The organism is Consotaella salsifontis (assembly GCF_900167365.1).
Lineage (GTDB): Bacteria > Pseudomonadota > Alphaproteobacteria > Rhizobiales > Rhizobiaceae > Consotaella > Consotaella salsifontis.
Window position 1 is genome coordinate 15614 of the sequence record NZ_FUXL01000021.1, and the last position, 26867, is coordinate 42480.

Consider the following 26867-nt stretch of genomic DNA (forward strand, 5'->3'; position numbering starts at 1 on the left):
CGATCCGTCAAGCGGCTGGATCGCTCGCCCGTCCTCTGCCATGACATGCCCGACAGGCGAAGGCGAGCGGCGCGCCGCCCCGCTCGCCGCTGATGGAGACCCGCCAATGCGATCGCTTCGCGTGCTTCTTCTGTGTGCCAGCCTGGCGTCAGGCCTTGCCGGCTCGGCGCTTGCGGCTGACCCCGATCCCTCGGACTGGCCGGCCGTGACGGCGGCGGCACGGGGAGAGCATCTTTATTTCAATGCCTGGGGCGGCTCGCCGCAGATCAACGATTATGTCGCGTGGGTCGGCGAAAGAGTCGCGGCCGAATACGGCATCGACCTCACCGAAGTGAAGCTTGGCGATGCCGCGAACGCGGTTTCCCAGATCTTGGCCGAGAAGGCGGCGGGGGTGACGGAGGGCGGCTCCGTCGATCTCATCTGGATCAATGGCGAGAACTTCGCCGCCATGAAGGAGGCAGGGCTTCTCGCCGCTCCCTTCGCCACGAAGCTCCCCAACTGGCGTCTGGTCGACACTGAGAACCAGCCGACGATCCTCGTCGACTTCACCGTGCCGACGGACGGCATGGAATCGCCTTGGGGCGGGGCCAAGCTCGTCTTCTTCACCGACACGGCGCGAACAGGAGACGTCGCGGCGATGCCGAAATCGACCGCCGAGCTCCTGGAGTGGGCGAAGGCTCATCCCGGCCGCTTCTCCTATCCCGCGCCGCCGGACTTCATGGGAACGACCTTCCTGAAGCAGGTCCTGTCGGAGACCGTTGCCGATCCTTCCGTTCTTCAGAAGCCGGTGGACGAGGAGACGTTCGACAAGGTGACGGCGCCGCTCTGGGCCTATCTCGACGCCCTCCGGCCGGCCTTGTGGCGCGACGGGCGGGCCTATCCGCAGAACTATCCCGAGATGAAGCAGCTTCTCGCCGACGGCGAACTCGACATCATCTTCGCCTTCAACCCTTCTGAGGCGTCGGCGGCGATCTCGGCGGGCGAGCTTCCCGATACCGTGCGCTCCTTCACCTTTCCGGGCGGAACGCTCGGCAACACCCACTTCGTCGCCATCCCGTTCAATTCCAGCGCCAAGGCGGCGGCGATGGTCGTCGCCAATTTCCTGCTTTCCCCGGAAGCTCAGGCGCGCAAGGCCGATCCCAAGATTTGGGGCGACCCAACGGTGCTGGCGATGGACAAGCTGTCGGACGAGGAGCGCAAGCTCTTCCAGAGTATCGATCGCGGCCCGGCAACTCTCGCGCCTGACGAGCTCGGTCCGGTCCTCGCCGAGCCGCATCCGTCCTGGGTGCCGCGCATCGAAGCGGAATGGGCAAAGCGCTACGGCCAGTGACGCAAAGGGCATTCTCGCGGGGCGTTGGGCTTGCCTTCGCGCTTCTCTTTAGCGCGCCGGTCGCGGCGGGCCTTGTCGGCGTCGCCCTGCCAGCCTTCGGTCATCTGCCCGTGCTCGGCTATGAGGGCTGGTCGGTGGAACCGTTCCGGCGCCTCGCCGCCATGCCGGGCCTTGCCGCCTCGGTTGCACTCTCGCTGGCCGCCGGCCTTGCGACCACGCTCCTCTCCGTTCTTGCTGTCGCCGCCTTCGTTGCCGGGGCTTTCGATACGCGCGCGATGAGGGCCGGCGGGCGCGCCCTCGGACCGCTTCTCGCTGTGCCCCATGCGGCAGCCGCCTTCGGGCTCGCCTTCCTGATCGCGCCCTCGGGCCTCATCTTCCGCTTGCTTGCGGTTATCCTCGGTTGGGATCGACCGCCCGACCTTCTCATCGTCGGCGACCCGTTAGGCCTTGCGATGATGGCGGGCCTGATCGTCAAGGAGATGCCGTTTCTCCTGCTCGTCGCCCTGGCCGCGTTGCCCCAGCTGGATGCGCGGCGGCAGCTGCATCTCGCCCGGTCCCTCGGCTATGGGCGCCTGTCGGCTTTTATGCTTGGCGTGTGGCCGTCGCTCTACCGCCAGATCCGCCTGCCGGTTCTCGCCGTCGCGGCCTATGCCTCTTCGGTGGTGGATGTCGCGCTGATCCTCGGCCCATCGACGCCCGCCCCGCTTGCCGTGCGCATTCTGGAATGGATGAACGACGCCGATCTTTCGCTGCGGCTGGCGGCCTCGGCCGGTGCGCTGCTTCAGCTTGGCGTAACGCTCATCGTTCTCCTCGCCTGGCTCGGCATCGAGCGCCTGGGGCGCGTTCTTTCGCGCGCGTTCGTCGCGCGGGGCCGGCGCATGGCGGGGGAGGGGGCGCTGCCGGCGCTCTCGCTCCTTCCGATGATGCTCGCGGCGGCCACCGTGCTTCTCAGCCTGGTTCTGCTGGCGCTCTGGTCCTTCGCCGGCTTCTGGCGCTTTCCCGACCTCCTGCCGCCGAACTTCAGCCTCACCGCCTGGGAGCGGACGCTTCGCGCCGCCCGCGGCCCCTTGTGGACGACGGCCGAGGCGGGCCTTCTCGCGGCGGCGATCGCGCTTATCGTCGTCGTGGTCCTTCTCGAAGCGCATCGCAGAGCGTACCCGGTGCGCCCGGGCGACAGCGCCTTGCCGACCACGGTCTCTGCTGTCGTCTACCTGCCGCTCCTGGTCCCGCAGATCGCCTTCCTCTTCGGGCTGCGCGTGGCCGCGCTCTCCTTCGGCCTGTCTCCGTCGCTCGGCACGCTCGTCGCCGCCCATCTCCTCTTCGTCCTGCCCTATGTCGCGCTGTCGCTTTCGGGACCATGGGCCGCGCTTGACCCGCGCTATGAGCGGATCGGCGCCTCGCTGGGGCGCGGCCGCGCCGCGCTCTTCTTCCGCCTGCGCCTGCCGCTGCTTCTGGCGCCGGTGCTCGCCGCCTTTGCCATCGGCTTTTCCGTCTCCGTCGGCCAATATCTGCCGACCGTGATCATTGGCGCGGGCCGTCTGCCGACCGTCACCACCGAGGCGGTGGCGCTTGCCTCCGGCGGCGATCGCCGCCTCGTCGGCGCGATGGCGCTGCTGCAAACCGTCTTGCCGCTGATCGCCTTTGGCCTCGCAACTGCGCTGCCCGTCTTGCTTTACCGAAACCGTCGCGCCATGAGATCGTCATGACCAGTTCGCCGGGCCTGATGCTGTCGCGCATCGCGCTTCGTCTCAACGGGCGCATGCTCCTTGCCGTCGACCATGCGGTCGCGCCGGGAACGGTGCTGACCGTGATGGGGCCATCGGGCGTTGGAAAATCCAGCCTCCTCGCCTTTCTCGGCGGGTTCCTGGCCCCGGCCTTCGAGGCGGAGGGCTGTGTCTTTCTCAATGGTGAGGACATGACGACGGTGCCGGCGGAGCGCCGGCGCATGGGCCTGCTCTTTCAGGACGCGCTGCTCTTCCCCCACCTTTCCGTCGGCGAGAACCTGCTGTTCGGGCTCGCCGAGGATGTCTCCGGGCGGCAGGCCCGGCGCCGGGCCGCGCTCGCCATGCTGGAGCGAATGGGTCTCTCAGGGCTCTACCACCGCGATCCGGCGACGCTTTCGGGCGGGCAGCAGGCGCGGGTCGCCCTTGCCCGCACGCTGCTTTCCGAGCCGCGCGCTCTGCTCCTGGACGAGCCCTTTTCGCGTCTAGATCAGGAGCGGCGCGCGGATATGCGCCATCTCGTCTTCGGCCTCGCGCGCGAACGGACCATCCCGGCCGTGCTCGTCACCCACGATCCCGAGGACGCCGCCGCAGCCGGCGGCCCCATCATCGAAATCGGAACAGACGCTTGAACCTCCCACTGCCGACACTGCCGGTCAGCGCCGTCCTGCCGCGCCTCCTCGAGGCGCTCGGCTCGGGAACGGGCGCCGTCCTCGTCGCCCCGCCCGGCGCCGGCAAGACGACGCTCGCTCCGCTCGCACTCCTCGACGCGCCTTTCATGGAGAGGCGCCGGCTGATTCTGGTGGAGCCGCGTCGGCTCGCCGCGCGCGCCGCTGCCCGCCGCATGGCCGAACTTCTCGGTGAGGCGGTGGGCGAGACCGTCGGATGGCGCATGCGCCTCGACACCCGCGTGTCGCGCAAGACGCGCATAGAGGTGGTGACGGAGGGCGTGTTCACGCGCATGATCCTGACCGACCCGGAGCTTGCCGGGGTCGCCGCCGTCCTGTTCGACGAATTCCACGAGCGCTCGCTCGACGGCGATTTCGGGTTGGCGCTGGCGCTCGACGTGCGCTCGGCACTGCGCGAGGATCTCAGGATCGTGGCGATGTCGGCGACGCTCGATGGCGCGCGTGTCGCCAGCCTCCTCGGCGATGCGCCGGTGATCGAGAGCGCGGGGCGCTCCTTTCCTGTCACCATCGGCCATCGCGACCGGCCGGGCACGAAATCCGTCGAGGATGCCGTGGTCGAGGCGGTGCTCGCCGCGCTCGCCGAGGAGAGGGGCTCGATCCTGGTCTTCCTGCCGGGACAGCGCGAGATCGAGCGCGTTGCCGAGGCGCTTGCGTCGCGCGTCGCCGGGGGCGTGCTGGTCGCGCCGCTCTATGGCGCAATGGACGGGGCGGCGCAGGACCGGGCGATCCGGCCGGCGCCCGAGGGAACGCGCAAGGTGGTGCTCGCCACTTCCATCGCCGAGACCTCGCTGACCATCGACGGGGTGACGGTCGTCATCGACAGCGGCCTGAAGCGCGTTCCGGTGTTCGAGCCGGCGACGGGGCTCACGCGGCTCGAGACCGCCCGCGTCAGCCAGGCGGCGGCAACGCAACGGGCCGGGCGCGCCGGCCGCACGGCCCCTGGCGTCGCGATTCGCCTGTGGCGCGAGGAGCAGACGGCGGCGCTGGAGCGCTTCGACCGGCCGGAAATCCTGTCCAGCGACCTTTCTGGCCTCGTTCTCGACTGTGCCGCCTGGGGGGCGAGCGATCCGACGACGCTCGCCTTCCTCGATGCGCCGCCGGCTCCCGCCCTTGCCGAGGCGCGGGCGCTGCTCCTCGACCTCGGTGCTCTCGATGGGGACGGGCGCCTGACGGAGATCGGCGAGGAGATGCGCGCGCTGCCGCTGCCGCCGCGCCTCGCCCACATGGTTGCTGCGGCACCGCCGGCAGAGCGGCGGACGGCGGCCGAACTGGCGGTGCTTCTCACCGAACGCGGGCTGGGTGGCAACGACATCGACCTCGGCGAGCGGCTGCGGCGATTTCGTGGCGATCGCTCGCCAAGGGCGAAAGCCGCCGCGGGTCTGGCAAGCCGGCTCGCCGGAACCGGCGGGTGCGCTGACACACCCGAAACCGGGGAGCCGGGGGCGCTTTTGGCGCTGGCCTATCCCGACCGTGTGGCGGCAGGGCGCGGAGCGCGCGGCGAGTTCGTCCTCGCCAACGGGCGAGGCGGAACGCTCGATCAGGCTTCGCCGCTTGCCGCCGAGCCCTTCGTCGTGGTCGCCGAACTCCAGGGCCAGGCGCGGGCGGGGCGCATTCTCTCCGCCGCCGCCATCTCGCGCAGTGCCATCGAGGCGGTTCTCGAGACCCGTATCGTCGTGGAGGAGCACGTCAGCTTCGACAGGGCCAGCGGCGGTGTCAGGGCGCGGCAGGCGCGCCGGCTCGGCCGCGTGGTTCTTCAGGAGGCGCGGCTCGCCGTGCCGAGCGGCGAAGCGACGACAAGGGCACTTGCGGAGGGCATCCGCGAACTCGGGCTTTCGGCCCTGCCCTTTGGCAAGGAAGGCGAGCGGCTTCTCGCGCGGCTGCGGTTTCTCGCCCGCGCCTTCGGATCGCCCTGGCCAGACTTGTCCGACGAGGCCCTTCTTGCCGGCGTCGAGGATTGGCTTCTTCCCTTCGCGCCGGGGGCGGTGCGGCTGTCGGATTTCTCGCCGGGGCTTCTGTGCGAGGCGCTGCGCGCCCTTGTGCCCGCCGAATACCAGCGCCGGCTCGATGCGCTCGCCCCCTCGCACTTTCTCGCGCCGTCGGGCTCGAACGTGCCCATCCGCTACGAGGAGGATGGCGCGGTGCTGGCGGTGCGGGTCCAGGAGCTTTTCGGCATGGCCGAGCATCCCGCCATCGCCGATGGCCGCTTTCCGCTGACCGTGGAGCTTCTGTCGCCCGCGCACCGGCCGATCCAGATCACCCGCGACATTCCCGGCTTCTGGCGCGGCTCGTGGAGGGACGTCCGGGCCGATCTCAGGGGCCGCTATCCCAAGCACTTTTGGCCGGAAGACCCCGCAAGTGCCGCGCCGACGGCACGCGCCAAGCCAAAAGTGGAGAAAAGATGACGAGCTGCATATAAAAAAAGCTCTGTCAATGAGCTGTTCCGTTGACCGATCGTCGCACGAATCGCAAAACGCGATCCATGGACCAGCCCGCCCGCACCAATCTCGGTTTCGGTTTCGCATCCACGACGATGCGTGAAAGCCAGCGTCTCCGTCTGGCAACTCTCGTGCGCTTGCGCTGGCTGGCGGTTGCCGGCCAGACGGCGACCTGCTTCCTCGTCGCCTTCGGTCTCGGCTATCCTCTGCCGCTCGGCTGGTGCCTCGTCCTGATCGTCGCATCTGCGGCGCTGACCATGCTGCTGTGGGCCTCCAACTCCGCGAGCTGGCGTCTTTCGCTGCGGGAGACGACGGCAGTGCTCGCCTTCGACATCGTGCAGCTGTCGGGCCTGCTCTATTTGACGGGTGGGCTGGAAAATCCCTTCGTCATTCTCCTCATCGTTCCGGCGGTCATCGCCTCGGCAACGCAACCGACCTCGACCACGGTGGCACTGGGCGCGCTCGCCGTGGCTTCCACCACGTTTCTCGCCTTCTTTCATCTGCCGCTGCCCTGGCCGAACGGTACAGGGCTGGCGCTGCCCGGCTTCTACCTCGCGGGGCTGTGGTTCGCCGTCGCCGTTTCCGTCGCCTTCGCCTCCATCGTCATTCACTGGCAGGCGAGCGAGGCGCGCGCGCTTTCCGACGCATTGGCCGCGACCGAGCTGGTGCTCCAGCGCGAGCAGCATCTCTCGGCACTCGATGGCTTGGCCGCCGCCGCCGCGCACGAGCTGGGCACGCCGCTTTCCACCATCGCCCTCATCGCCAAGGACATGGGCGCCAGCGTGCCCGCGGACGATCCCCGGCGCGAGGATGTCGAACTCCTGATCACCCAGTCGCGTCGCTGCCGGGAAATTCTCAAGCGGCTGGCGAGCCTTGCCGCCGACTCCGAGGAGCACATGGCGCGGCTCCAGCTTCTCTCGCTGGTCGAGGACGTGGTGGCGCCGCATCGCAACTTCGGCATCACCATTCACGTGGCCGGAGGAGAGCGCGACGGGCCGGAGCCGGTGACGCGGCGCAACGCGGGCGTTCTCTACGGTCTTGGCAACCTCGTCGAAAACGCGGTCGACTTCGCCGAAAGCGAGGTGCTCGTCACCGTCGAATGGTCGCGGGACGAGGTGAGGATCACCATCACAGACGACGGCCCCGGCTTCAGCCCGGAGGCGCTGACGCGGATCGGCGACCCCTATATGGCCGATCGCGAGCGGCCGCAGAGAAATGCCGGCGGGGGGCTCGGGCTCGGGCTCTTCATCGCGAAAATCCTGATCGAGCGCTCGGGCGCCGCGATCGCCTTCACCAACCGGCGCGATAAGGGGCGCACCGGTGCTATCGTAAAAGTTGTGTGGCCGCGCGAGACTTTCGCGATCAGCGCCAAAGAAGATTTTTCAGAGCAGTCTCTATTGGTTGAAAGGACGTGATCTTCGTGCTTCAAGACAAGATGACGCTGCGCCAAAGTGAAACAGGCCGAAGGAGGTTCAGTCATGCTGGTGGATGAGGGCGTTTCAATTGCGGCGCGGCCTGGCGTCTCGGACGAACGTTCGATTCTCTTGGTGGATGACGATCGTCCGTTCCTGACGCGGCTTGGCCGCGCCATGGAACAACGCGGCTTCAGCGTCACCATGGCGGCGAGCGTGGCGGAAGGTCTGGCCGCGGCCGCCAACGGCACGCCGGCCTATGCCGTGGTCGACATGCGGCTCGGCGACGGCAACGGCCTCGAGGTGGTCCAGGCGCTCCAGAAGGCCCGCGAGGACGTCCGGGTCGTGGTGCTGACGGGCTACGGCAACATTGCGACGGCTGTCACGGCGGTCAAGCTGGGCGCCGTGGACTATCTCGCCAAGCCGGCGGACGCCGACGAGGTCATCGCGGCGCTGATGCATGGGCCCGACGCCAAGGCGGAGCCGCCGGAAAACCCGATGTCGGCCGACCGCGTGCGGTGGGAGCACATCCAGCGCGTCTACGAGCTATGCGACCGTAACGTCTCCGAGACGGCCCGGCGCCTTTCCATGCACCGCCGCACACTGCAGCGCATCCTCGCCAAGCGCGCCCCGCGCTGATCCTGCCGGAAAAGCCGCCGCTCTTTATGGCGGTGGATGCTCAGGAGGCGTCGAACTCCAGCGGATTGGCGGCCCATTCCGCCTGAAGCAGGCGATCGGCGGCGAGCCGGGAAAAGCGGAGCATGAGAGCCTTGCGCGTCGCCGGCGCGAGGCGATGCTCCGGCGCCTCCCGAAGAATCTCCGCGCCGTAGCCGTCCGACAGAATCAGGCCGCAGCTTTCCGGGAAGATGTCCAGCGGTACGCCGGGATGGGTGGCGAAGAACAGCTGGTCGCTGTCGCGCCGGTAATCGGGCCATTTTCGGTCGACGCGGAAGTCCTCGATCGAGGTCTTGATCTCAATGATCAAAAAGTCGCCCTTGGAGGTCAGGCAAAGCAGATCGGCGCGTCTGCCGGAAGCCAGAGGCACTTCGGCGAGAAGCGAGACGCGGTGTTCGGCCATCAGGCGCTGAACGCCGCGGCGCACCATCATCGCGCGATCCGACTGGCGACCGTCGACAAGGGGATCGATTCGGTGGGCGGAAACCAAAGGCATGGGCCGAGTGATAGCTCGGCCGACGACGCCGGGGCAAGCGCCGTCAGGCGATGCTCTCGCCGGCGATTTCCTCCAGGATCGGGCAGTCGGGGCCTTCGCCGCCGTGGCATCGTTCGGTGAGGGTGCCAAGCGCCCGCTTCAGGGAGTTCAGTTCCTCGATCTTCCGGTCGATCTCGGCCATGCGGCGCCGCGCCAGGCGGCGCACGTCCTCCGAATGGCGGTTGTCGTCCTTGTAGAGCGCGAGGAGCCTTCTCGCTTCTTCGATGGAGAAGCCAAGGGAGCGCGAACGCTGCAGAAAGCGCAGGAGGTGGATGTCGCGCTCCTGATAGTCGCGATATCCATTGGCGGCCCTTCCCGGTGTCACCAGGCCGACTTCCTCGTAGTAGCGGATTGTTTTCGGCGGCAGCCCCGACCGGCGGGATGCCTCCCCGATATTCATCGAATGCTCTCGCCTCTCCTGGATCGTCGATTGAACCCAAATGTCGCAAGCATTGACGCCGTCAACTGTGACCCGCCCGCAACAAAGGTTTGTTAACCATATTTGGTTTTAGTTTGGTGCGTTGTCAGTCAAGGGGCCGCAGCGTACCACAGGAACGGCTAATCCGTACCTGTTGCTGCCTGCGCTCCCGTTCGCCATCACGCGTCGCAGCCTCGGACCAGGGTGTACATGACCAAATCATCGATTTTCCTTGGGGCCGCCTTTGCGGCGGCTCTGGTTGTCACATTGAGCGGCTGCGCTTCAACCGACCAGTCGGCGTCGAACGCTTCGCGAGCCATCGCGCGCGTGACCTCGGCCTATGCCAATCCGACGCCTCCTGATGGCGGCACGTTCGGCGCGGTGCCCGCCACGGCCTATGCGGCCATGGAGGACGACGGCCTGAAGTTGCCGGCGGTGCCCACCGCCAAGATCGATCCCAAGTTCCTGCGCCAGCGCGTGATCTACGCGAGCGACTACGAGCCGGGAACCGTCGTGGTCGATACGCCGCATCGCTTCCTCTATGTCGTCGAGCGCGGCGGCACCGCCATGCGCTATGGCATCGGCGTCGGCAAGGACGGCTTCTCCTGGTCCGGCGAGGCGAAGATCGGCGACAAGCAGCATTGGCCGAAGTGGTTTCCGCCCAACGAGATGATCGATCGCCGCCCCGACCTCGAGCCGTATCGCGGCGTCGGCATGGATCCAGGCCTGACGAACCCCCTCGGCGCGCGCGCCCTTTATCTGCACCAGAACGGCCGCGACACGCTCTATCGCCTCCACGGCTCGCCGGAATGGTGGTCGATCGGCAAGGCCATGTCGTCGGGCTGCATTCGTCTGATCAATCAGGACATCATCGACCTTTACGAACGCGTACCGCCGGGGGCGCGAGTGGTCGTGCTCCAGGGCAAGGAGCGCATGGTGGACCTCAACAAGCCGGCGAAAAAGTCGGCATCGGCAAAGTCCGCCGCAATAAAGACAAAGAGCAAGAAGAGCTAAGGGGTCGGCCTGACGAGGCTTGATCCAAGTCTATCGGGCGGGGGACCGCCAGTGGAGCCGGATACTTCGGGGGAAGTGTCCGGCTCTTTCTTTTGATAGACCGATGGTGCGGGCTCGGCGGTCGCGCGCAGCGGCTGACCCCATCTTTGGGCGTTTTGGCCCAAGAGAGAACCGCCCGACCGCCGCGCGCTGACTTTTCGGCGCGCCCGCTCCTCGGACGGTCAGTTCAGCTCGGTGATTCGCCCGTCCGTGCCCGGCTCATACGGCTCGTTGGACTTCTGCAGATATTCGACCACGACGTCTTCCAGCGCCGGCCCGAAATCGTAGGCCTTCTCGCCCTTGTCGGTGAAGACGTGATAGCCGTCGCCGCCGGCGCGCATGAAGTTGTTGGAGACGACGAGATAGGTCTTGTCGGGATCGATGGGCTTCCAGGCGCCATCCTCCATCGCCTCGACCTGCCGAATGCGGTACTCGCCGGGCTTTCCCGACCTTGACCAGGAGAACTTCAGCCCCGCGACCTGGGGGAAGCGCCCGGCGCCGTCCTCCACCTGGCTGACGCCGTTCTCGAGGGCCTCGACCAGGGCATCGCCCTTGATCTCGAAGGTCGACAGCGTGTTCTGGAAGGGCAGCACGGTCAGCACTTCGCCCATGGTGATGTCGCCGGCATCGATGGAGGCCCTGAGCCCGCCGCCATTGACGATGGCGATGGAGGCGCCCTGTCCCTTGACGTGGTCGAGCATCGCATCGGCGACGAGATCTCCCATCGGGCATTCCCTGGCGCGGCACACCTCGCGCGAGCCGTCGATCGCCGCCGCCGCGTGGCCGACGACCTTCTGACGGATCTCGTCCAGGGGCTTCGCCAGCTCGGCGACTCGCGCCTTCACCGCCTCGTCCTCCGGGCGTGAGGCATCGAGCAGGATGGGATCTCCCTTGGCTTCCGTCACCTTGCCGGCATCGTCGAACGTCACCTCGATCTCGCCGAGATACTTGCCGTAGGCGTAGGCCTGGACGATCGGCACCTCGGTGCCGTCCGGCGACTTCACCATGGTCGGATAGGGGCCGGCGGCGTGCTCGTCGGAGTTGGAGAGCAGCGTGTGGGAGTGGCCTCCGACGATGACGTCGAGGCCGTCGACGGCGGCGGCGATCCGCTGGTCGGCGTCATAGCCCGAATGGCTGAGGAGGATGATCTTGTCGACGCCGTCCTTGGAGAGCCGTTCCACCTCGGCCTTCACCGCCGGCACGGGATCGGTGAAGTCGATGGACTTGCCGGCCGAGGTCAGCTCGGCGTTGTCCTGGGGCGTCAGGCCGATGACGCCGATCTTCTGCCCGTTCTTCTCAATCACGGCGGACGCTTTGACGAGGTCGTGGATCGCCGGTTCGCGGCTCGTGTCGGCGTTGGCCATCAGCAGGGGAAAGGGCAGTTCCTTCGCGAAATCGGCAAGCGTTTCGGGGCCATTGTCGAACTCGTGATTGCCGACGGCCATGGCCTCGTAGCCGGCATCCTTCATGAACTCCGCTGCCGCCTTGCCGCGATAGTGGGTGTAGAAGAGCGAGCCCTGGAACTGGTCGCCGGCATCGAGCACCAGAACGTTCTCGAACTTCGCCTTCTCGTCGGCGATCGCCTTCACCATCCGCGCCGACCCGCCGAAGCACTTGTTCTCGGTGATGTCGTCGCCGCTGCAGGTGGAGTCGTATTTGTTGATCGGCTCGATCCGGCTATGGAAGTCGTTGCTGTGGAGGATCGTCAGCTTCCATTCGGCCGCCGCCGGGCCGGCAAGGGCCGCGCCGAAGGCAAGGGCCGCGGTGGTGAGATAAAGCGATTTCATGGCTCATGCCCTTTCGCCGGGGATGAAACAGGTCGCGGCAGCCAGAGGAGAGGCGTCGATCGCCGTGACTCGCCTGACCGCTCGCGAGCGACTATAGGCTGAATCCTGGACAGTTTCATGAGCGATCCGCCGTCTTCATCCCTCGCCAGGCCGGGCGATGAAGACTGCTCCTCAGCCTCGGGAGGCCTATGACCCGCTCCACGCGCCTTTCGACCATCGGTTTCGACGCCGACGACACGCTCTGGCAGAACGAGCGCTTCTTTCGCCTGACGGAGGAGCGCTTCACCGCGCTTCTGGCGCCTCATGCGCCGGACGAGGACTTGCCGCAGCGGCTTCTCGCGGCCGAGCGGCGCAACCTCTCCGCCTATGGCTTCGGCATCAAGGGCTTCGTCCTGTCGATGATCGAAACGGCGATCGAGGTGACTGATGGGGCGGTGCCGGCGCGCGTCATCGGCGAGATTCTCGGCGCCGGCCGCGAGATGATGCGCCACCCTGTGGAGACGCTTCCCCACGTTCATGAGACGCTGGAGCGCCTGTCGGAGGATTTCACCCTCGTCCTCGTCACCAAGGGCGACCTTTTCGATCAGGAGCGCAAGCTCGCCGCCTCGGGGCTCGGCGCCTTCTTCGACGGGGTGGAGATCGTTTCCGCCAAGACGGCCGACACGTACCGCAAGGTCTTCTCGCGCCATGGCGAAGGGGCCCAGCGGGCGATGATGGTGGGCAACTCGCTGAAATCGGACATCTGCCCGGCGATCGAGGCCGGCGCCTTTGCCGTCCATGTGCCGCACGAACTCACCTGGGTTCTGGAGCACGAGACGGCGCCGCAGGACAGTCCGCGCTTCTTCGAGATCGACCACCTGGGCGAGCTTCAAACGCTCGTTGAACGCCTGCGTTGATACAACGCTGCGACGGCTTCATCGGCGCGATGCGGTTCTTGGCTTGCCTCGCGCCCCACAAGATTCAAATGTGATGACGAATCGTCGCCGCGCGGGCGCGCAAGAGGAGACAGGCATGTCGGACAGGATCGAGATCGCGGGACTGAAGGTCGCGGCCGAGCTCAAGCATTTCATCGATGAGGTCGCGATCCCAGGCACCGGGCTCGATCCCGACCGGATATGGCAGGGTCTCGGAGCGATCTATCGTGACCTTGCCCCGAAGAACCGCGAGCTTCTCAAGATTCGCGACGACATGCAGGAGAAGGTCGACGCCTGGTGCCGCGAACACAAAGGCGGTGCCGTCGACGGGGCCGAATACGAGTCGTTCCTGCGAGAGATCGGCTATCTCCTGCCTGAGGGAGAGCCCTTCTCTGTGGAGACGACGAATGTCGATCCGGAGATTGCGGAGATCGCCGGGCCGCAGCTCGTCGTTCCCGTGATGAACGCGCGCTACGCGCTGAATGCCGCCAATGCGCGCTGGGGCTCGCTCTATGACGCGCTTTACGGCACCGACGCGATTTCGGAGGCCGACGGGGCCGAAAAGGGCAGGGGCTACAACCCGGCTCGGGGAGCCAAAGTGATCGCCTGGGCCCGCGCCTTCCTCGACCGCACGGCGCATCTGGCCTCCGGTTCCTGGGCGGACGTGACCAAGCTGTCGGTCAAGGGCGAGATGCTGGCGATCGAGGGGCCGAGCGGCGAGACGGGACTTGCCGACCCGGCCTGCTTTGCCGGCTATCGCGGGGCGCCCGAGGCTCCCTCGGCGGTGCTTCTCGAGCAGAACGGCCTGCACGTCGAGATCGTCATCGACCGGGACAACCTCATCGGCAAGGACGATCCGGCCGGAATTGCCGACCTCATCCTCGAAAGCGCGGTGACGACCATCCAGGACTGCGAGGATTCGGTGGCCGCCGTCGATGCCGCCGACAAGGTGGCCGCGTATCGCAACTGGCTCGGCCTCATGAAGGGCGACCTTTCCGACACCTTCGAGAAGGGCGGAAAGACGATGACGCGCACTCTCAATCCGGATCGCGAATACACGACGCCCGACGGCGGCACCCTCGTCGTTCCCGGCCGCGCGCTGCTCTTCGTGCGCAATGTCGGCCACCTCATGACCAATCCGGCCATCCTGCTCGAGGATGGTTCGGAGGCGCCCGAGGGCATCATGGACGCGATGTTCACCTCGCTTATCGCACTCCACGACCTCAGGAAAAGCGAGGGGCCGCGCAATTCGCGCAAGGGCTCGATCTACATCGTCAAGCCGAAGATGCACGGGCCGGACGAGGTCGCCTTCGCGGACGAGATCTTCTCGCGCGTCGAGGAGGTGCTGGGTCTTGAGACCAACACCATCAAGATGGGCATCATGGACGAGGAGCGCCGCACCACGGTGAACCTCAAGGAATCGATCCGCCGGGCCAAGGCGCGCGTGTGCTTCATCAACACGGGCTTCCTCGATCGCACCGGCGACGAGATTCACACTTCGATGGAACTCGGGCCGATGATCCGCAAGGGCGACATGAAGAACGCCACCTGGATCAAGTCCTACGAGGATTGGAACGTCGACACGGGCCTTTCCTGCGGCCTCCAGGGCCATGCGCAGATCGGCAAGGGCATGTGGGCGATGCCGGATCTGATGGCCGCAATGCTGGAGCAGAAGATCGGCCATCCCAAGGCCGGCGCCAACACGGCCTGGGTGCCTTCGCCGACGGCGGCGACGCTGCACGCGACGCACTACCACGCCATCTCGGTGGCCGAGCGCCAGAAGGAACTGACGGGCGAAAAGCGGGCGACCATCGCCGACATCCTGACGATCCCCGTCGCGTCGCGCCCCAACTGGGCGCCGGAGGACGTCCAGGCCGAGATCGACAATAACGCGCAGGGCATTCTCGGCTATGTCGTGCGCTGGATCAACGCGGGCGTCGGTTGCTCCAAGGTGCCGGACATCAACAATGTCGGTTTGATGGAGGACCGGGCCACGTGCCGTATCTCCTCCCAACATATCGCCAACTGGCTGCATCATGGCGTCGTCACGCGTGACCAGGTGGTCGAAACCATGAAGCGCATGGCGAAGGTGGTCGACCGCCAGAACGCGGATGATCCGGCCTATGAGCCGATGGCTCCCGATTTCGAGAAATCGGTGGCGTTCCAGGCGGCGGTCGATCTAGTGCTGAAGGGGCGCGAGCAGCCGAGCGGCTACACGGAGCCTGTGCTTCACAAGCGGCGGCTGGAAAAGAAGGCCCGCGAGCAGCGCGCCGGCTGAACGCCCGCCCTTGACGGGGAGCGCGGCGGCCCTTGATCCGCAAGGGGGATGGGGAACGCGATGAGGCAGACGTTTGACGGTGAGCACCAAGGCGCCGGCCTTTCCGCCGTGTCGGCTGGCACTGATCGGGACTGGCGGGCGAGGGCACCCCTTGCCTTGCCGCTCGGCGGCCTCGTTCTCGCGCTCGGCGTCGGGTGGTCGCTGATCGGCGCCCGGCTCTTTGCGGCCATTACACTCTCGGCGGTTCTTCCGCAGGCCTCCATCATTTCCATTCTCGCGCTGGGCGAGATGATGGTGCTGCTCGTTGGAGGGCTCGACCTTTCGCTCGGCGCCATCGCCATCCTGTCCGCAGTGGTCATGGCGCAGCTGTCCGGCGAATACGGCATGGCGTCGGCGCTGGCGCTGGGAGCCGGGATTTCCGTCGGCGCGGCGTGCGGCTTTCTCAACGGCGCGGCGAGCGGATTTCTCCGTTTGCCGTCCGTGGTGGTGACGCTCGCCAGCTTCATCGTCTTCGACGCGCTCACCTTCATCTATCCAAGGGAATCTGCCGGCGAGACGGTATCTGTGGAGGCGAAGGCGCCGCTGCTCTCCTCGATCGGGCGGACATTCGGGCTCGGCGAGGCGGTCTTCAGCTATGCGGTCGTCGTCGCCGTGCTGGTTGCGCTCTTTCTCGCCTATGCCTTGAATCTCACGGCCTGGGGCAAGCATCTGACCGCTGTCGGGGAGGATGGCGAAGCGGCGCGGCTCGCCGGCCTCAGTCCTGCATTGCTTCGTCTTGGCGCGTTCGTCGCCGCCGGCGTTCTGGCCGCGCTCGCCGCCTGGGCTATCGTGGGGCGGCTGGAGCGCGTCGTCACGACATCGAGCCTTGATATCATGCTGCCCGCCTTGGCCGCGGCCCTTGTCGGTGGCGCGACGCCATCGGCCGGCCGGCCGTCGGTCCTTGGCGTCCTCATAGCGGCGGTGTCGGTAACGTTTCTCGTCGTGTCGCTCAGGATCGGGGACGTCGAGCCGCATCTGGCGCGTCTCGTTCTTGCCGTTGTGATCCTTCTGATGGTGGTCCTCGACGCCTCGCTGCGGCGGGAGTGGAAAAGGGAACGCCAGCCGTGAAGTCCATACCCGTTTTGTCGGCGCGCGGTCTCGTCAAGCGCTACGGCGAAGCGCTCGCGCTCGACGGAGCGGATTTCGACCTTTACCCCGGTGAAATCCTGGTGATTGCCGGCGAGGCTGGATCAGGCTGCTCGACGCTCCTGTCTGCTCTTTCAGGCGCAGTGGAGCCGGAGGCGGGCGAAATCCGTGTGTGGGGAGAGCCCGCGCGATTTCGCGAGCCTCGCGAGGCGCTTCTCGCGGGTCTGGAAAGCGTGGGGCTCCGGCCGGCCCTGATCGGCCGTCTGTCGGTTCTCGACAACTTCTTCCTTGGCCGCGAGGTCAGGCGTCGGGATGTTTTTGGCCGCGCGTTCAGGATGCTCGACCGCGCGGCGATGAAGCGGATCGCGGAGGCGATGCTCCTCGATACCGCCCCTGATTTTCCTTCAAATCTTGATCAGGCGGTGGCCTGCCTGCCGCTCTTTGACCGCCGCATCCTCGAAATCGCCCGTGCTGTCGCCTTCGCTTCGCAAGCCGTGTTGCTGGACGAGCCGACGGTCGGACTGGACGAGGCGCAGGCCCGTTGCGTTGTCGACCTGATTTTGGAGGTGAAGGCGCGGGGCCTCGCTATCGCCGTCGCATCCGGCGAAGCGCCTGCGGTGTGGAGCATCGCCGACCGGATTCATATCCAGAGGCGCGGCCGGCGCTACGCCGTCGTCGATCCGACCTCGACCGGTCCTGCGGCTCTCATGGAGCTGATGGCCGGGCGGCGCGGTGGCCTATGGGCCGGCGCTGAGATCTTGGTGTGATGGCGGACAGTCTCTGATCCTTCCGCATCATGCCGCCGCGTCATCCCGCCCGGCGCATCGGTGTCACCTTGCCCACGCTGGATTTCTGGGCTGAGCAACTTGCCGGCAATCGGATCGCGCTCATCAGCGCCAGAAGGTTGCCCGCCTCGTCGTTGAGCGTGTGGGCAACGGCGGTTGCCTGTTCCACCATGGCGGCGTTTTGTTGTGTCGTCTGATCGATCTGGCCGATGGCGTTGTTGACCTCTGACACCGAATTCGCCTGGTTATCGGCTGTCTCGGCGATGGCTGCCACTTCCTGACGAATGTCGTTGGAGCGTCTGACGATCTTCTGGAGGGCGTCTCCGGTCTCGGTCACGAGCCCGACGCCCGCGTGAATCTGTGACGAGCTCTTGGAGATCAGGCCCTTGATCTCCTTGGCGGCGTCGGCGGAACGCTGTGCCAGCGCGCGCACCTCCTGCGCCACCACCGCAAAGCCCTTGCCGGCTTCTCCGGCGCGCGCCGCCTCGACCCCCGCGTTGAGCGCCAGAAGGTTGGTCTGGAAGGCGATCTCGTCGATGACGCCGATGATCTTGCCGATTTCCTGTGAGCTCTTCTCGATCTCGCCCATGGCCGTAACGGCGCGGTGCATCACCGTTTCCGCCGCCTCTGCCTCGTTAGTCGAGGCGGTGACGGTCGAGGCCGCGTGATGGGCGCGCTTGGAGGCGGTGCGTACGCCATCGGTCAGTTCGTGGAGCGCGGCCGCGCTTTCCTCAAGGTTGGCAGCCTGGCGTTCGGTGCGGCCTGCCAAGTCGCGCGAGGCGGTGGCGATCTCCTTGGCGCTCGTCTCCAGCGTGTGGGCAGAGGTCGACACCGTGGAGACCATTTCCGCGAAGGCCAGCATGGCGTTGTTGAAGTCGTCGCGAATCTGATGGAACTCGGGAGCGAACTCTGCCGTAATCGGCACGGAAAGATCGCCGCTCGCCAGCCGCTGAAGGCCGTTGGCGACTTCCCTCATCGCCTGGGCGCGGGCTTCGCCGGCACGCTTCTTTTCATCCTCGACGCTTTGCTCGGCGGATCGGCGGGCCAGCGTTTCCAGATAGTTGGAGACCGCCATCTCCATGTCGATCAGCGCGATGCGCACCAAGGCTTCCAGCGAGGCCGCCGCCTCGTCAGCGCTGCCGCGCTTCAGCAGCGAGTGCGGCCAGACCTTGTGGACGATCCGGCGAACCATCGAGCCCAGAAGATGACCATAGCCGGAGATATAGTATTTCGGCTCCAGCCCAATGCGCGCATGGGTTTCGCCGATCATCCGCGCGCGGGCAAGGTAGGCCGGGCCGAGGTCGCCCGCCGCGACCCCCTGCCAGTGCTCCTTCTGCTTCGACTTGGCGCTGGCCATGTGGTTGGCGCTCGGGAAGAAGCGGCTCATCTCCGGCTGGTTCGCCACCACGCCATAGAACTCGTCCAATGCCGGTTGAAGGATTTCCTCCAGCATCGGCTGGATCCGCTTCAGTGCGCGTCGGGCCTCTGGGTCCAGATCCGTGACGAGGTGCGATCCGGCGGTCGGGCTGACGGTTGGGCTGGTCATGGTCGTCACGGTCCTTCAAATGTCAGCGCGCCGAATGACTTTCGGGCATGGTCAGTAATACTGCATGCAAATTAGACGAGATATTTTTCGGAAGAATTAATCGGCGGGCGGTCTTCAAAGACTGTTGATGTGGTTTCAATTCAAACTACGTCATCCTGAAATTATTGCATCTGGATCTTTTTGCGGCGCCAAGCTGCGGTGACACGTGGCGAACCCGGTAGGGGTTCAGCGCGTTCGGAAAGGCGAAGGCAGCATTCTGCTTCAACCCAGGAGATGGCTATGACGATCGAGCTCTATTATTGGCTGGGCCTTCCGGGGCGTGGCGAATATGCGCGTCTCGTTTTGGAGGCCGCGGGCGCCCCCTATCGCGAGATGGCGCAGCTTTCCTCCGAGGAAGGTGGCGGCATGGACGCGATGATGGGTTGGCTCGACGGTCGGCAGGGGCCGTTCATTCCGTTCGCGCCGCCCTTTCTCAAGGATGGCGAGGTTGTGGTCTCCCAAGCAGGATTGATCGCGGCCTATCTGGGCGAAAAGTTGGGCCTCGCGCCCCAGAACGAGGCGGAGCGCCATTTCGCGCGCTCGGTGGCGCTGACGACGGCGGACTTCGTCGCCGAAGTCCACAACGTCCACCACCCCATCGCGACCGGGCTCTACTATGACGACCAGAAGGAGGAGGCTCGGCGCAACGCCGAGCAGTTCCGCGCCGAGCGGATGCCGAAATTTCTCGGCTGGTACGAGCGGCTGATCACCGCCAACCCGGCCGGTGCGGGGTTTCTGGTGGGCGGGCGAATGAGCTATGCCGACCTCGGCCTGTTTCAGACCGTCGAGGGCCTCAACTATGCCTTTCCCCGGCGCATGGAGACGCTCGGCAAGACGGTGCCTCGGGTCGTCTCGCTCTGCCGCCGGATCGCGGCGGAACCGATGGTGAAGCGCTATCTCGAGAGCGAGCGGCGCCAGCCCTTCAACGAGGACGGGATCTTCCGCCATTATCCCGAGCTCGACGGCGCCTGAGCCGCCGAGCTTCATGGATATCGGCCGCTAGGAGGCGAGCTGAGAGGCGAAAAGCGCCAGGGCCTTCTGATAGACGCCTGCCCTGTTCCATTCGTAGAACACCGAAAAGTTGGGTTGGCCTTCCCTATAGCCCGCTCCAGGGCGCCAGCCCTTCGAACGCAGGAAATTGGCCGTGGAGGCCAAGACATCGGCCTTCGATCGAATGAGATCGCGCTTTCCGTCGCCATCGCCATCGACAGCATAGCGCACGTAGTTCTTGGCCATGAACTGGGTCTGGCCCAATTCTCCGGCCCAGGCTCCGCGCATCTGCGAGGGGCTCATGTCACCGCGATCGACGATCTGCAATGCGGCCATGAGCTCTTCCTTGAAGAAGTCGGAGCGCCGGCAGTCATAGGAGAGCGTCGCCAGCGAGCGGAAGACGGGCATGTTGCCCGAATTGGCGCCGAAGCCGGTTTCCATGCCCCAAATGGCGACGAGGACTTCCTTCTGGACGCCGTACTGCTTCTCGATCCGGTTGAGCAGCGAGGCGTTTTGCTGCATCACGCGCTTGCCCTTGGCGACATAGGACGCCGGCGCGCGGCGAGCCATGAACTGCTCCAGGCTCAGATTCATGCTGTGCTGGTTGCGGTCGAGGCTGATCACCTTCCTGTCATAGGATACGCCGTCAAGCGCGGTGCTGACGGCGCGCTTCGAGATACCGGCGCGCATCGCGTCCTGCTTGAAATCGGAGAGCCAGGCGTCGAAACCCGCCGACGTGTTGCCGCATGACGCGGCGGTGGCCGATCCGGTGCCAAGGCCGACGGCCAGTATGGCCGCGAGAAGGGTGGCCCTCACGGCGGGCGCAAAATGCGTCATGTCTCTCCTCTTGCGTTGTTCGCTGGGTTCGCCTGCCGGCGATCGCTTGGTCCAGGATGCCCTGTCGTTCCAGCCTGCCGATCGTGCTAGCTGATCGGCGCAATGCTGCGTAGCGCAGACAAGCAACACTATAGAGCTTTCAGGGCAACAGTCTAACCGGCGCCGCCTTCGCGCCTCATGGGCGGCCGTGATAGAGAGGGGCATTGTCCACCATAAGAGCTCCGGTTGCCATGCGACGCTTCTTCGCCGCCCTCCTTCTCAGCCTTCTCGCTTTTTCGGGACTTGCCGCGACCGATAGCCTTGCGGCGAGCAACCGCGCGGCCATCGACAGCGGCTTTCGCGAGTTCCTGGAAAAGAGTGTCTGGCCGGCCGCCAGAGCGAAGGGGGTTCCGCGGGGTGTCTTCGAGGCTGCCTTCTCGGGCGTGAAGCCCAATCTCGACCTGCCCGATCTGGCTCTGCCGGGCGAGGCGGCGCCGGTTCCGGAGACCAATTTCCAGGCCGAGTTCCAGAGCCCCGCGGCCTATTTCGCGGAGAGCAAGCTGGCGCCGGTGGTCACGCGTGGCCGGCAGATGATGGCGCAGTACAGCGGCGTGCTCGACCGCATCGAACGCGAGACCGGCGTGCCGGGCGCGATCATTGTCGCCATATGGGGGCGCGAGTCGGGCTTCGGCGCGGCGAAGATTCCCTACAATGCCTTCGAGGTTCTTGGCACCAAGGCCTATCTCTCACGCCGCAAGGACTTCTTCTTCGACGAACTCGTCGCGGCACTCCAGATCGTTGCCGACGGCCACCTCAAGGTCGGCGAGATGCGCTCGTCCTGGGCCGGGGCGCTGGGCCAGCCGCAGTTCATGCCGACGAAGTTCCTGAAATACGCGACGGATTTCGACGGCGACGGGCGCCGCGACATCTGGAGTTCCGCCCCCGATACGCTTGCCTCCATCGGACGCTATCTTGCGGATGCGGGTTGGGAGCGGGGGCGAGACTGGGGCTTCGAGGCGAATGTTCCCAGCCGCATCTCCTGTGCCGAGGAGGGACCGGACCGGCGCCGCGAGATTTCGCGCTTCGTGGCGCAAGGCGTGACGCGCGTCAGTGGCCGAGACTTCCCGCCGAACGAGCTTTCAAAGCCGGGAAACATTCTGATGCCGGCGGGACGGTATGGGCCGGCCTTCATAGCCACGCCGAACTTCTACGTCATCAAGGCCTACAACAATTCCGATCTCTACGCTCTGTTCGTTGGCCATGCGGCCGACCGGATGCGCGGGGGCAGGGCTTTCGAGGGCGGATGGGTCGCCAATAAGGGCCTGACGCGCGGTGACGTGGCGCGCTTGCAGACGGCCTTACAAAAGCAGGGCTATGACGTTGGCGGCGCCGACGGCCTCGCCGGGTTCAAGACGCGTCGGTCCATCGGAGCCTGGCAGGAGAAGAACGGCCGCGCCGCCACATGCTGGCCGAGCGCGGACCTCAAGAATTTAATGCGCTAAGCTAAACATCTATTAATACTTTATTTACGGTTAATATGGATGGCAGGATCTGACCTCTTCCAGATTCGCCGCGTTCGTTGTAAAAGAAAAATCGATCCTGCTGCTATAGCAGCCAATGACAGGCGGCCACAGGATTGCGCCGGGAGGCGTCCAGACGTTCCGGCACCATGACGGTGCACGGAACGTCTTTCATTTTATTCTTGCTAATACTTCAGTTGGTTCCAGCCTCCACGCCTTCTCTTGCACCTAGGCAGAGGACGGTCAGGATGGAATCCTTGACCTTCGCTGTGGCGTCCGGAACGGAGCCGAGGGGCGAGGATGTGTCGGCGGCCTTGAAGGCGACGCCCTCCTGACGCAGGAAACGGACCGCCGCGTCAGGCCGGATGGCGAAGTTGATCGCCTGAGGAATGTCGCCGGTCATATCCGCGACAGCGACGGCATTGAGCTTGGCGGTCACGACCCCGACGACGCGCCCGGCGAGATCGACCAAAGGACCGCCCGAATTGCCCGGCTGGATCGGCGCCGAGATCTGCAGGTAGCGCGCGTCGTTCATCAGGCCCTTCAGGGAAGAGACGTTGCCGCGCGTCACGTTGAGGCTGTCGGCGAGAATCGAGCGCAGCGGAAATCCCAGTGCAAGGACATCTTCGCCAAGGCGAGGATCGCCGGTCGCCAAGGCCAGCGGGGCGCCGAGCTTTTCACCGGAGACATGGAGAAGGGCGAGATCGGCGTTCTCATCGATGATCTTGCTGTCAGCCGAGCCGTGCTCGCCGACCACGATGGTCTTGCAGGCGCGGGCGACGTGGGCGTTGGTGAGGAGCCACCCATCGGCGACGACAAAACCCGTGCCGGACGATTCGACGCCCTTCTGCGCGTCACTCTGGCCGGGAACCGACGGCTGATCGAATCGGCCGAGACGAAGTTCGGTCGCTCCGCTTCCGTCGATGCCGAGGCCAGAGGTGCCAGCGGTCGCCTCAAGCCTGTCCGAAGGCGCGGGCAGGGAGGCGACGGCGGGCGCGGAGGCGAAGCCATCGAAAGTGTTGGAGGCGACGACGACGAACGGCTTCATTTCGCTTTCGATGCGCGCGTCGTAGGAAACCGAGAAGCCGCGCATCTCGCCGTCGCGTCCGGCGAAGCGAAGGTAGTAGGAGCGGCCATCCTCCTCGCCCGCGACGGCGAACCAATCGCCACCGAACTTTCTGTATGTCACGCTGCGGCTGGCGGTGGGCTGCGAAACGGTGTCGTAGAGGCCCGCCAGAGTGCGCAGACCATCGGTGAACCGGGCCGTCTCGATCTCGACACTATTGTCGGGCGCGCGCCACAGGCGGCCGATCTCGGTCTGGCCGAGGTCACGCACCATTGCCAGCGGTAGACCGACGCGAACACCTGTCACTTCGTCCTGAACCAGCGCAAAGCCGGTGGCATTCTGGCGGCGGTCGCTCTCGACGAGAAGAAGGCGCAGGAAGGGCTGTGTCATGACGCCATCGGCGGTCATGCCGTGACGTGCCTGAAAGTCCCGGATGGCGCGCAGGGTGGACGGCCCGATATCGCCGTCGAACTGGCCGGCATAGTCGCCGGTCCAGGCGAGGCGCATCTGAAGACCCTGGCGAAAATCAAGCTCGGTCTGGCTGTTGTACGTATCCGATAGCGTATTCGCGGCTTGGGCACGGCCCGTCGTCATGACCGGGGCCGTCAGAACTGCCAAGCATGTCAGGAATGCTGCGATACCCCCACGCATGTCGAGCCCCCATCGAAGTCGCGAAACCTGCTCATCAACGCGGTAAAACCGGAATCGATCCAATCAGCGTTAATTGTTTCTTCACGAATTCTTGCGCCAGCCGTTAAAAGCCGTTGCTTCTCGGCCTTTGGCGGTGAATGCGCGGGGCGCGCCCTGTCCGTCTCCAGCCTTTGAAACTATGACGCAGAGGCAATTGTGAATCCCTTGGGCGCATCGTTCGCATTCGACGCAACAGAGCCGATGCGACACCTCTTGCGCGCTCCCCCTCAGATTCCGGCGATGAGGCCCTGCGCGCCGCCGCGCCCCTGCCTTTCCTCTTCGGAGAGGTCGATGCCCTCGATGCGCTCGCCGCGCGCCATGAGCTTTCCGGTGGAGACGAGGATCTGATCGATGTCCCGGCCTGTCTGGCCGAAATGGTTTTTCAAGGCCGCGACCCGGGCGTCCAGTCGGCCGACATCCTCCATGAGCAGGCGCACCTCCTTCTGGATGCGACCGGCCTCCGCCTTCATGCGCGCATCCTTGAGGATCGCCTGAACGACCTGGATCGACAGCATCAGAAGCGAGGGCGATACGATGACGACCCGCGCCCTATGGGCTTTCTGGACGATTTCCGAATGCTCCTCATGGAGGCCGGCGAAGATTGATTCCGACGGAACGAACAGGAAGGCGGTGTCCTGTGTCTCTCCCGGGATCAGGTACTTTTCGGCGATGGCGCGGATATGGGTGTCCATGTCGCGCTTCAGGCGCTGAAGGGCGAAGGCGCGTCCCTCCTTGTCGCTGCCGGCCTCGCCAAGGGCCGTCCAGGCTTCCAGCGGAAACTTCGCGTCGATGGCCAGGGACGGCGCCCCGTTGGGCATGAAGATCAGGCAGTCGGGGCGCTTGCCGTTGGAAAGCGTCGCCTGAAAGGAATAGGCGCCGCGCGGCAGGGCGTCCATGATGATCGCCTCCATCCGCGCCTGGCCGAAGGCGCCGCGCGTCTGCTTGTTGGCGAGGATGTCCTGAAGACGGACCACCTCTCCCGCGAGCCCGGCGATCTCGCCCTGCGCCCTGTCGATGACGGCGAGGCGCTCGGCCAGGGCGGAGAGCGAGGTCTTCGTCTCCTTCGTCGTCTCCAGGATCGACTGGCCGAGCCGGTTGGTCAGCCCGTCCATCCGCTCCGAGAGCGAGCGCGTCAGATCGGCCTGACGCGCGCCGAAGATTTCCGCCATCGTCTGCATGCGCCCCGTCATCTCGGTCTGGGACTTGAGGATCGCCTCGATGCGGCGCTCGCTTTCGCCCTTTCGCATCTCTGCCTCGGCCCGCTCCGCCTCAAGCTCTCTCCGGACGGCCGACAACCGGCGCAAGAGCAGCACGATGACGAACGCGCACAGGATGAAGAGGGCCGTGCCGATGCTGACTGCCGCGGAACCCAGCAGAAAGAGGGGCCGGTCGAGAAAGGTGGTGAGGGCGGCGGGATCCATGGCCGAGCTATAGGCGAAACCACGCCGCTTGGCCAGATCAAAACAAGAACATCTACGGCGCGACGCTGTCTCTCGCGGAAAGCGGCTCTCGCCGGATTGACCGGCGAAACGGCAAGGACTACCTCCGCGCCATGACGATCAAGCCACTCATCATTCTACCGGACCCGGTGCTGCGCCAGCACTCCAAGCCTGTCGCGAATCTCGACGAGGCGGTGCGCCGGCTTGCCGACGACATGCTCGAAACGATGTACGACGCGCCGGGCATCGGCCTCGCCGCGATCCAGGTGGGCGAGCCGCTGCGCATGCTCACCATCGACGTCTCGGGCGAGGGGCAGGAGAAGGCGCCGCACGTCTTCCTCAACCCGGAGATCCTCTCGTCCTCGGACGAGCGCTCCGTCTACGAGGAGGGGTGCCTGTCGATCCCCGATTACTATGCGGAGGTCGAGCGCCCGGCGAAGGTGAGGGTGCGCTATCTCGGGCTTGACGGCGAGATGCACGAGATGGAGGCCGAGGGGCTGATGGCGACATGCCTTCAGCACGAGATCGACCATCTCGATGGCGTGCTCTTCATCGACTATCTGTCGAAGCTCAAGCGCCAGATGGTCGTCAAGAAGTTCACCAAGGCCTCCAAGCGGGCGATCTAGCCGGGGAGGGGTGGCATGGCGCTCACTGTTGTCTTCATGGGAACGCCGGCCTTCTCGGTGCCGACCCTCGCCGCGCTCGCCGAGGCGGGCCATCGGATCGCGTCCGTCTATACCCAGCCGCCGCGTCCGGGCGGCCGGCGCGGGCTGACGTTGACGCCTTCGCCTGTTCATCGTGAGGCCGAGCGTCTCGGGCTTACCGTCCGCCACCCGGAAAAGCTGAAGGACCCCGCCGACCAGGCTGCCTTTGCCGAGCTTGGCGCCGATGTCGCGGTCGTCGTGGCCTACGGCCTACTGCTGCCACGCCCGATCCTAGCCGCCCCGCGTCTCGGCTGCCTCAACGGTCATGCCTCGCTGCTTCCGCGCTGGCGCGGCGCCGCGCCCATCCAGCGCGCCGTCGAGGCGGGCGACGGCAAGACCGGCATGATGGTGATGCGCATGGAGGCCGGGCTCGACACCGGCCCGGTCGCCTTGGCCGAGGAGACCGCCATCGGCGCGGCGGAAACCGCCGGGGACCTTCACGACCGGCTGTCCCTGATCTCGGCACGGCTGATGGTGGAAGCGCTCTCCCGCCTGGAAGCCGGTACGCTTGCCTTCGAGGACCAGGAGGCGATCGCGGCGCGCACCGGCCGCACGACGACCTATGCCAAGAAGATCGAGAAGGCCGAGGCGGAGATCGACTTCTCGGCCCCCGCCGCGGCGGTCAAAGGACGCATCAACGGCTTCTCACCGGCGCCGGGCGCCTATACCAGCGCCGACTTCGGCGCCGGACCGGAGCGGCTGAAGCTGCTCCGGGCCTGCGTCGAGACGGGCGCGGGCGCGCCGGGAACGCTTCTCGACGATCGCCTGCTCATTGCCTGCGGCGAAGGCGCCGTGCGCGTCCTGGAGCTGCAGCGCGCCGGAGGGCGGCCGGTGTCGGCCGAGGACTTTCTGCGCGGAACCAAGCTCCCTGCCGGCGCCCGCCTTGGCGCGCCTGCCTGA

At 66.1% G+C, this 26867-nt stretch carries 22 protein-coding genes; 15 read left to right on the plus strand and 7 right to left on the minus strand.

The window, feature by feature from the left end:
* Nucleotides 1-106: 106 nt before the first annotated feature.
* The 6 genes from B5D38_RS20170 (at nt 107) to B5D38_RS20195 (ending at nt 8226) form a co-directional block, all read left to right on the plus strand.
* Nucleotides 107-1330, plus strand: a complete 1224-nt coding sequence (locus B5D38_RS20170; protein WP_078710261.1) for an ABC transporter substrate-binding protein — start codon at nt 107-109, stop codon at nt 1328-1330.
* The gene (locus tag B5D38_RS20175) at nt 1327-3036 is read left to right on the plus strand and encodes an ABC transporter permease (protein WP_116002877.1); all 1710 of its coding nucleotides are present in this window, start codon (nt 1327-1329) and stop codon (nt 3034-3036) included. Before B5D38_RS20170 ends, B5D38_RS20175 begins: the two co-directional genes overlap by 4 nt.
* Nucleotides 3033-3683, plus strand: coding sequence for an ATP-binding cassette domain-containing protein (locus B5D38_RS20180; RefSeq protein WP_078710263.1), 651 nt, complete (start codon nt 3033-3035; stop codon nt 3681-3683). Before B5D38_RS20175 ends, B5D38_RS20180 begins: the two co-directional genes overlap by 4 nt.
* Nucleotides 3680-6142, plus strand: a complete 2463-nt coding sequence (gene hrpB, locus B5D38_RS20185) for an ATP-dependent helicase HrpB (protein ID WP_078710264.1) — start codon at nt 3680-3682, stop codon at nt 6140-6142. The genes B5D38_RS20180 and hrpB overlap by 4 nt, the downstream gene beginning before the upstream one ends.
* Before the next feature lie 77 nt (nt 6143-6219).
* The gene (locus tag B5D38_RS20190; RefSeq protein WP_116002873.1) at nt 6220-7590 is read left to right on the plus strand and encodes an ActS/PrrB/RegB family redox-sensitive histidine kinase; all 1371 of its coding nucleotides are present in this window, start codon (nt 6220-6222) and stop codon (nt 7588-7590) included.
* 63 nt (nt 7591-7653) lie between these two features.
* Nucleotides 7654-8226 carry an ActR/PrrA/RegA family redox response regulator transcription factor gene (locus B5D38_RS20195; RefSeq protein ID WP_078710265.1) on the plus strand — a complete coding sequence of 191 codons (573 nt, stop codon included), beginning with the start codon at nt 7654-7656 and terminating at the stop codon, nt 8224-8226.
* Nucleotides 8227-8266: 40 nt separating this feature from the next.
* Here the strand turns inward: B5D38_RS20195 and B5D38_RS20200 are convergent, their stop codons facing one another.
* Nucleotides 8267-8758, minus strand: a complete 492-nt coding sequence (locus B5D38_RS20200; protein ID WP_078710266.1) for an MmcB family DNA repair protein — start codon at nt 8756-8758, stop codon at nt 8267-8269.
* A 43-nt stretch (nt 8759-8801) separates the two neighbouring features.
* Nucleotides 8802-9197: a Cu(I)-responsive transcriptional regulator gene (cueR, locus tag B5D38_RS20205; protein ID WP_078710267.1), complete on the minus strand. Its 396-nt coding sequence runs from the start codon at nt 9195-9197 to the stop codon at nt 8802-8804.
* A gap of 228 nt (nt 9198-9425) precedes the next feature.
* On the opposite strand from cueR, the gene B5D38_RS20210 reads away from it, so the two are divergent.
* Entirely contained in the window at nt 9426-10229 is an 804-nt protein-coding gene (locus B5D38_RS20210) for a L,D-transpeptidase (RefSeq protein WP_078710268.1), read from the plus strand.
* A gap of 221 nt (nt 10230-10450) precedes the next feature.
* Here B5D38_RS20210 and B5D38_RS20215 read toward each other — a convergent pair whose 3' ends face one another.
* Nucleotides 10451-12055, minus strand: a complete 1605-nt coding sequence (locus tag B5D38_RS20215; RefSeq protein WP_078710269.1) for a bifunctional metallophosphatase/5'-nucleotidase — start codon at nt 12053-12055, stop codon at nt 10451-10453.
* 188 nt (nt 12056-12243) lie between these two features.
* Between B5D38_RS20215 and B5D38_RS20220 the strand changes: the two genes are divergently transcribed.
* From B5D38_RS20220 to B5D38_RS20235, 4 genes are all read left to right on the plus strand, one after another.
* Nucleotides 12244-12951 (plus strand): HAD family hydrolase, encoded by a 708-nt coding sequence (locus tag B5D38_RS20220; RefSeq protein WP_078710270.1) that lies wholly within the window; start codon nt 12244-12246, stop codon nt 12949-12951.
* 115 nt (nt 12952-13066) lie between these two features.
* On the plus strand, nt 13067-15247 hold the full coding sequence (locus B5D38_RS20225; protein WP_078710304.1) for a malate synthase G: 2181 nt from the start codon (nt 13067-13069) through the stop codon (nt 15245-15247).
* 60 nt (nt 15248-15307) lie between these two features.
* Nucleotides 15308-16354, plus strand: a complete 1047-nt coding sequence (locus B5D38_RS20230; protein ID WP_165690928.1) for an ABC transporter permease — start codon at nt 15308-15310, stop codon at nt 16352-16354.
* Nucleotides 16351-17139, plus strand: coding sequence for an ATP-binding cassette domain-containing protein (locus tag B5D38_RS20235; RefSeq protein WP_165690929.1), 789 nt, complete (start codon nt 16351-16353; stop codon nt 17137-17139). The genes B5D38_RS20230 and B5D38_RS20235 overlap by 4 nt, the downstream gene beginning before the upstream one ends.
* A 40-nt stretch (nt 17140-17179) precedes the next feature.
* Here B5D38_RS20235 and B5D38_RS20240 read toward each other — a convergent pair whose 3' ends face one another.
* A complete protein-coding gene (locus B5D38_RS20240) occupies nt 17180-18703 on the minus strand; it encodes a globin-coupled sensor protein (protein WP_078710273.1) in 1524 nt (507 codons plus the stop codon).
* A gap of 279 nt (nt 18704-18982) precedes the next feature.
* On the opposite strand from B5D38_RS20240, the gene B5D38_RS20245 reads away from it, so the two are divergent.
* Nucleotides 18983-19714, plus strand: a complete 732-nt coding sequence (locus B5D38_RS20245; RefSeq protein WP_078710274.1) for a glutathione S-transferase — start codon at nt 18983-18985, stop codon at nt 19712-19714.
* A 27-nt stretch (nt 19715-19741) separates the two neighbouring features.
* Here B5D38_RS20245 and B5D38_RS20250 read toward each other — a convergent pair whose 3' ends face one another.
* The gene (locus B5D38_RS20250) at nt 19742-20569 is read right to left on the minus strand and encodes a lytic murein transglycosylase (protein WP_078710275.1); all 828 of its coding nucleotides are present in this window, start codon (nt 20567-20569) and stop codon (nt 19742-19744) included.
* A 230-nt stretch (nt 20570-20799) separates the two neighbouring features.
* Here B5D38_RS20250 and B5D38_RS20255 point away from each other — a divergent pair, with 230 nt between their 5' ends.
* Complete coding sequence (locus B5D38_RS20255) at nt 20800-22050, plus strand: lytic murein transglycosylase (protein ID WP_078710276.1); 1251 nt, start codon at nt 20800-20802, stop codon at nt 22048-22050.
* A gap of 211 nt (nt 22051-22261) precedes the next feature.
* Here B5D38_RS20255 and B5D38_RS20260 read toward each other — a convergent pair whose 3' ends face one another.
* On the minus strand, nt 22262-23728 hold the full coding sequence (locus B5D38_RS20260) for a trypsin-like peptidase domain-containing protein (RefSeq protein WP_078710305.1): 1467 nt from the start codon (nt 23726-23728) through the stop codon (nt 22262-22264).
* Between the two features lie 323 nt (nt 23729-24051).
* Nucleotides 24052-25245 (minus strand): DNA recombination protein RmuC, encoded by a 1194-nt coding sequence (locus tag B5D38_RS20265; protein ID WP_078710277.1) that lies wholly within the window; start codon nt 25243-25245, stop codon nt 24052-24054.
* A gap of 131 nt (nt 25246-25376) precedes the next feature.
* Here B5D38_RS20265 and def point away from each other — a divergent pair, with 131 nt between their 5' ends.
* Complete coding sequence (gene def, locus B5D38_RS20270) at nt 25377-25889, plus strand: peptide deformylase (RefSeq protein WP_078710278.1); 513 nt, start codon at nt 25377-25379, stop codon at nt 25887-25889.
* Nucleotides 25890-25904: 15 nt separating this feature from the next.
* A complete protein-coding gene (fmt, locus tag B5D38_RS20275) occupies nt 25905-26867 on the plus strand; it encodes a methionyl-tRNA formyltransferase (RefSeq protein WP_078710279.1) in 963 nt (320 codons plus the stop codon).

Bases quoted from the DNA above. Each gene is read 5' to 3' on its own strand.
- B5D38_RS20225 (WP_078710304.1), top strand. From the start codon at position 13,067: ATGTCGGACAGGATCGAGATCGCGGGACTGAAGGTCGCGGCCGAGCTC.
- B5D38_RS20230 (WP_165690928.1), top strand. From the start codon at position 15,308: ATGAGGCAGACGTTTGACGGTGAGCACCAAGGCGCCGGCCTTTCCGCC.
- B5D38_RS20250 (WP_078710275.1), bottom strand. From the start codon at position 20,569: ATGACGCATTTTGCGCCCGCCGTGAGGGCCACCCTTCTCGCGGCCATA.
- B5D38_RS20210 (WP_078710268.1), top strand. From the start codon at position 9,426: ATGACCAAATCATCGATTTTCCTTGGGGCCGCCTTTGCGGCGGCTCTG.
- B5D38_RS20170 (WP_078710261.1), top strand. From the start codon at position 107: ATGCGATCGCTTCGCGTGCTTCTTCTGTGTGCCAGCCTGGCGTCAGGC.
- B5D38_RS20220 (WP_078710270.1), top strand. From the start codon at position 12,244: ATGACCCGCTCCACGCGCCTTTCGACCATCGGTTTCGACGCCGACGAC.
- B5D38_RS20190 (WP_116002873.1), top strand. From the start codon at position 6,220: ATGGACCAGCCCGCCCGCACCAATCTCGGTTTCGGTTTCGCATCCACG.
- B5D38_RS20260 (WP_078710305.1), bottom strand. From the start codon at position 23,728: ATGACGACGGGCCGTGCCCAAGCCGCGAATACGCTATCGGATACGTAC.
- B5D38_RS20240 (WP_078710273.1), bottom strand. From the start codon at position 18,703: ATGACCAGCCCAACCGTCAGCCCGACCGCCGGATCGCACCTCGTCACG.
- B5D38_RS20215 (WP_078710269.1), bottom strand. From the start codon at position 12,055: ATGAAATCGCTTTATCTCACCACCGCGGCCCTTGCCTTCGGCGCGGCC.
- B5D38_RS20255 (WP_078710276.1), top strand. From the start codon at position 20,800: ATGCGACGCTTCTTCGCCGCCCTCCTTCTCAGCCTTCTCGCTTTTTCG.
- B5D38_RS20180 (WP_078710263.1), top strand. From the start codon at position 3,033: ATGACCAGTTCGCCGGGCCTGATGCTGTCGCGCATCGCGCTTCGTCTC.
- B5D38_RS20200 (WP_078710266.1), bottom strand. From the start codon at position 8,758: ATGCCTTTGGTTTCCGCCCACCGAATCGATCCCCTTGTCGACGGTCGC.
- cueR (WP_078710267.1), bottom strand. From the start codon at position 9,197: ATGAATATCGGGGAGGCATCCCGCCGGTCGGGGCTGCCGCCGAAAACA.
- B5D38_RS20245 (WP_078710274.1), top strand. From the start codon at position 18,983: ATGACGATCGAGCTCTATTATTGGCTGGGCCTTCCGGGGCGTGGCGAA.
- def (WP_078710278.1), top strand. From the start codon at position 25,377: ATGACGATCAAGCCACTCATCATTCTACCGGACCCGGTGCTGCGCCAG.
- B5D38_RS20195 (WP_078710265.1), top strand. From the start codon at position 7,654: ATGCTGGTGGATGAGGGCGTTTCAATTGCGGCGCGGCCTGGCGTCTCG.
- B5D38_RS20265 (WP_078710277.1), bottom strand. From the start codon at position 25,245: ATGGATCCCGCCGCCCTCACCACCTTTCTCGACCGGCCCCTCTTTCTG.
- fmt (WP_078710279.1), top strand. From the start codon at position 25,905: ATGGCGCTCACTGTTGTCTTCATGGGAACGCCGGCCTTCTCGGTGCCG.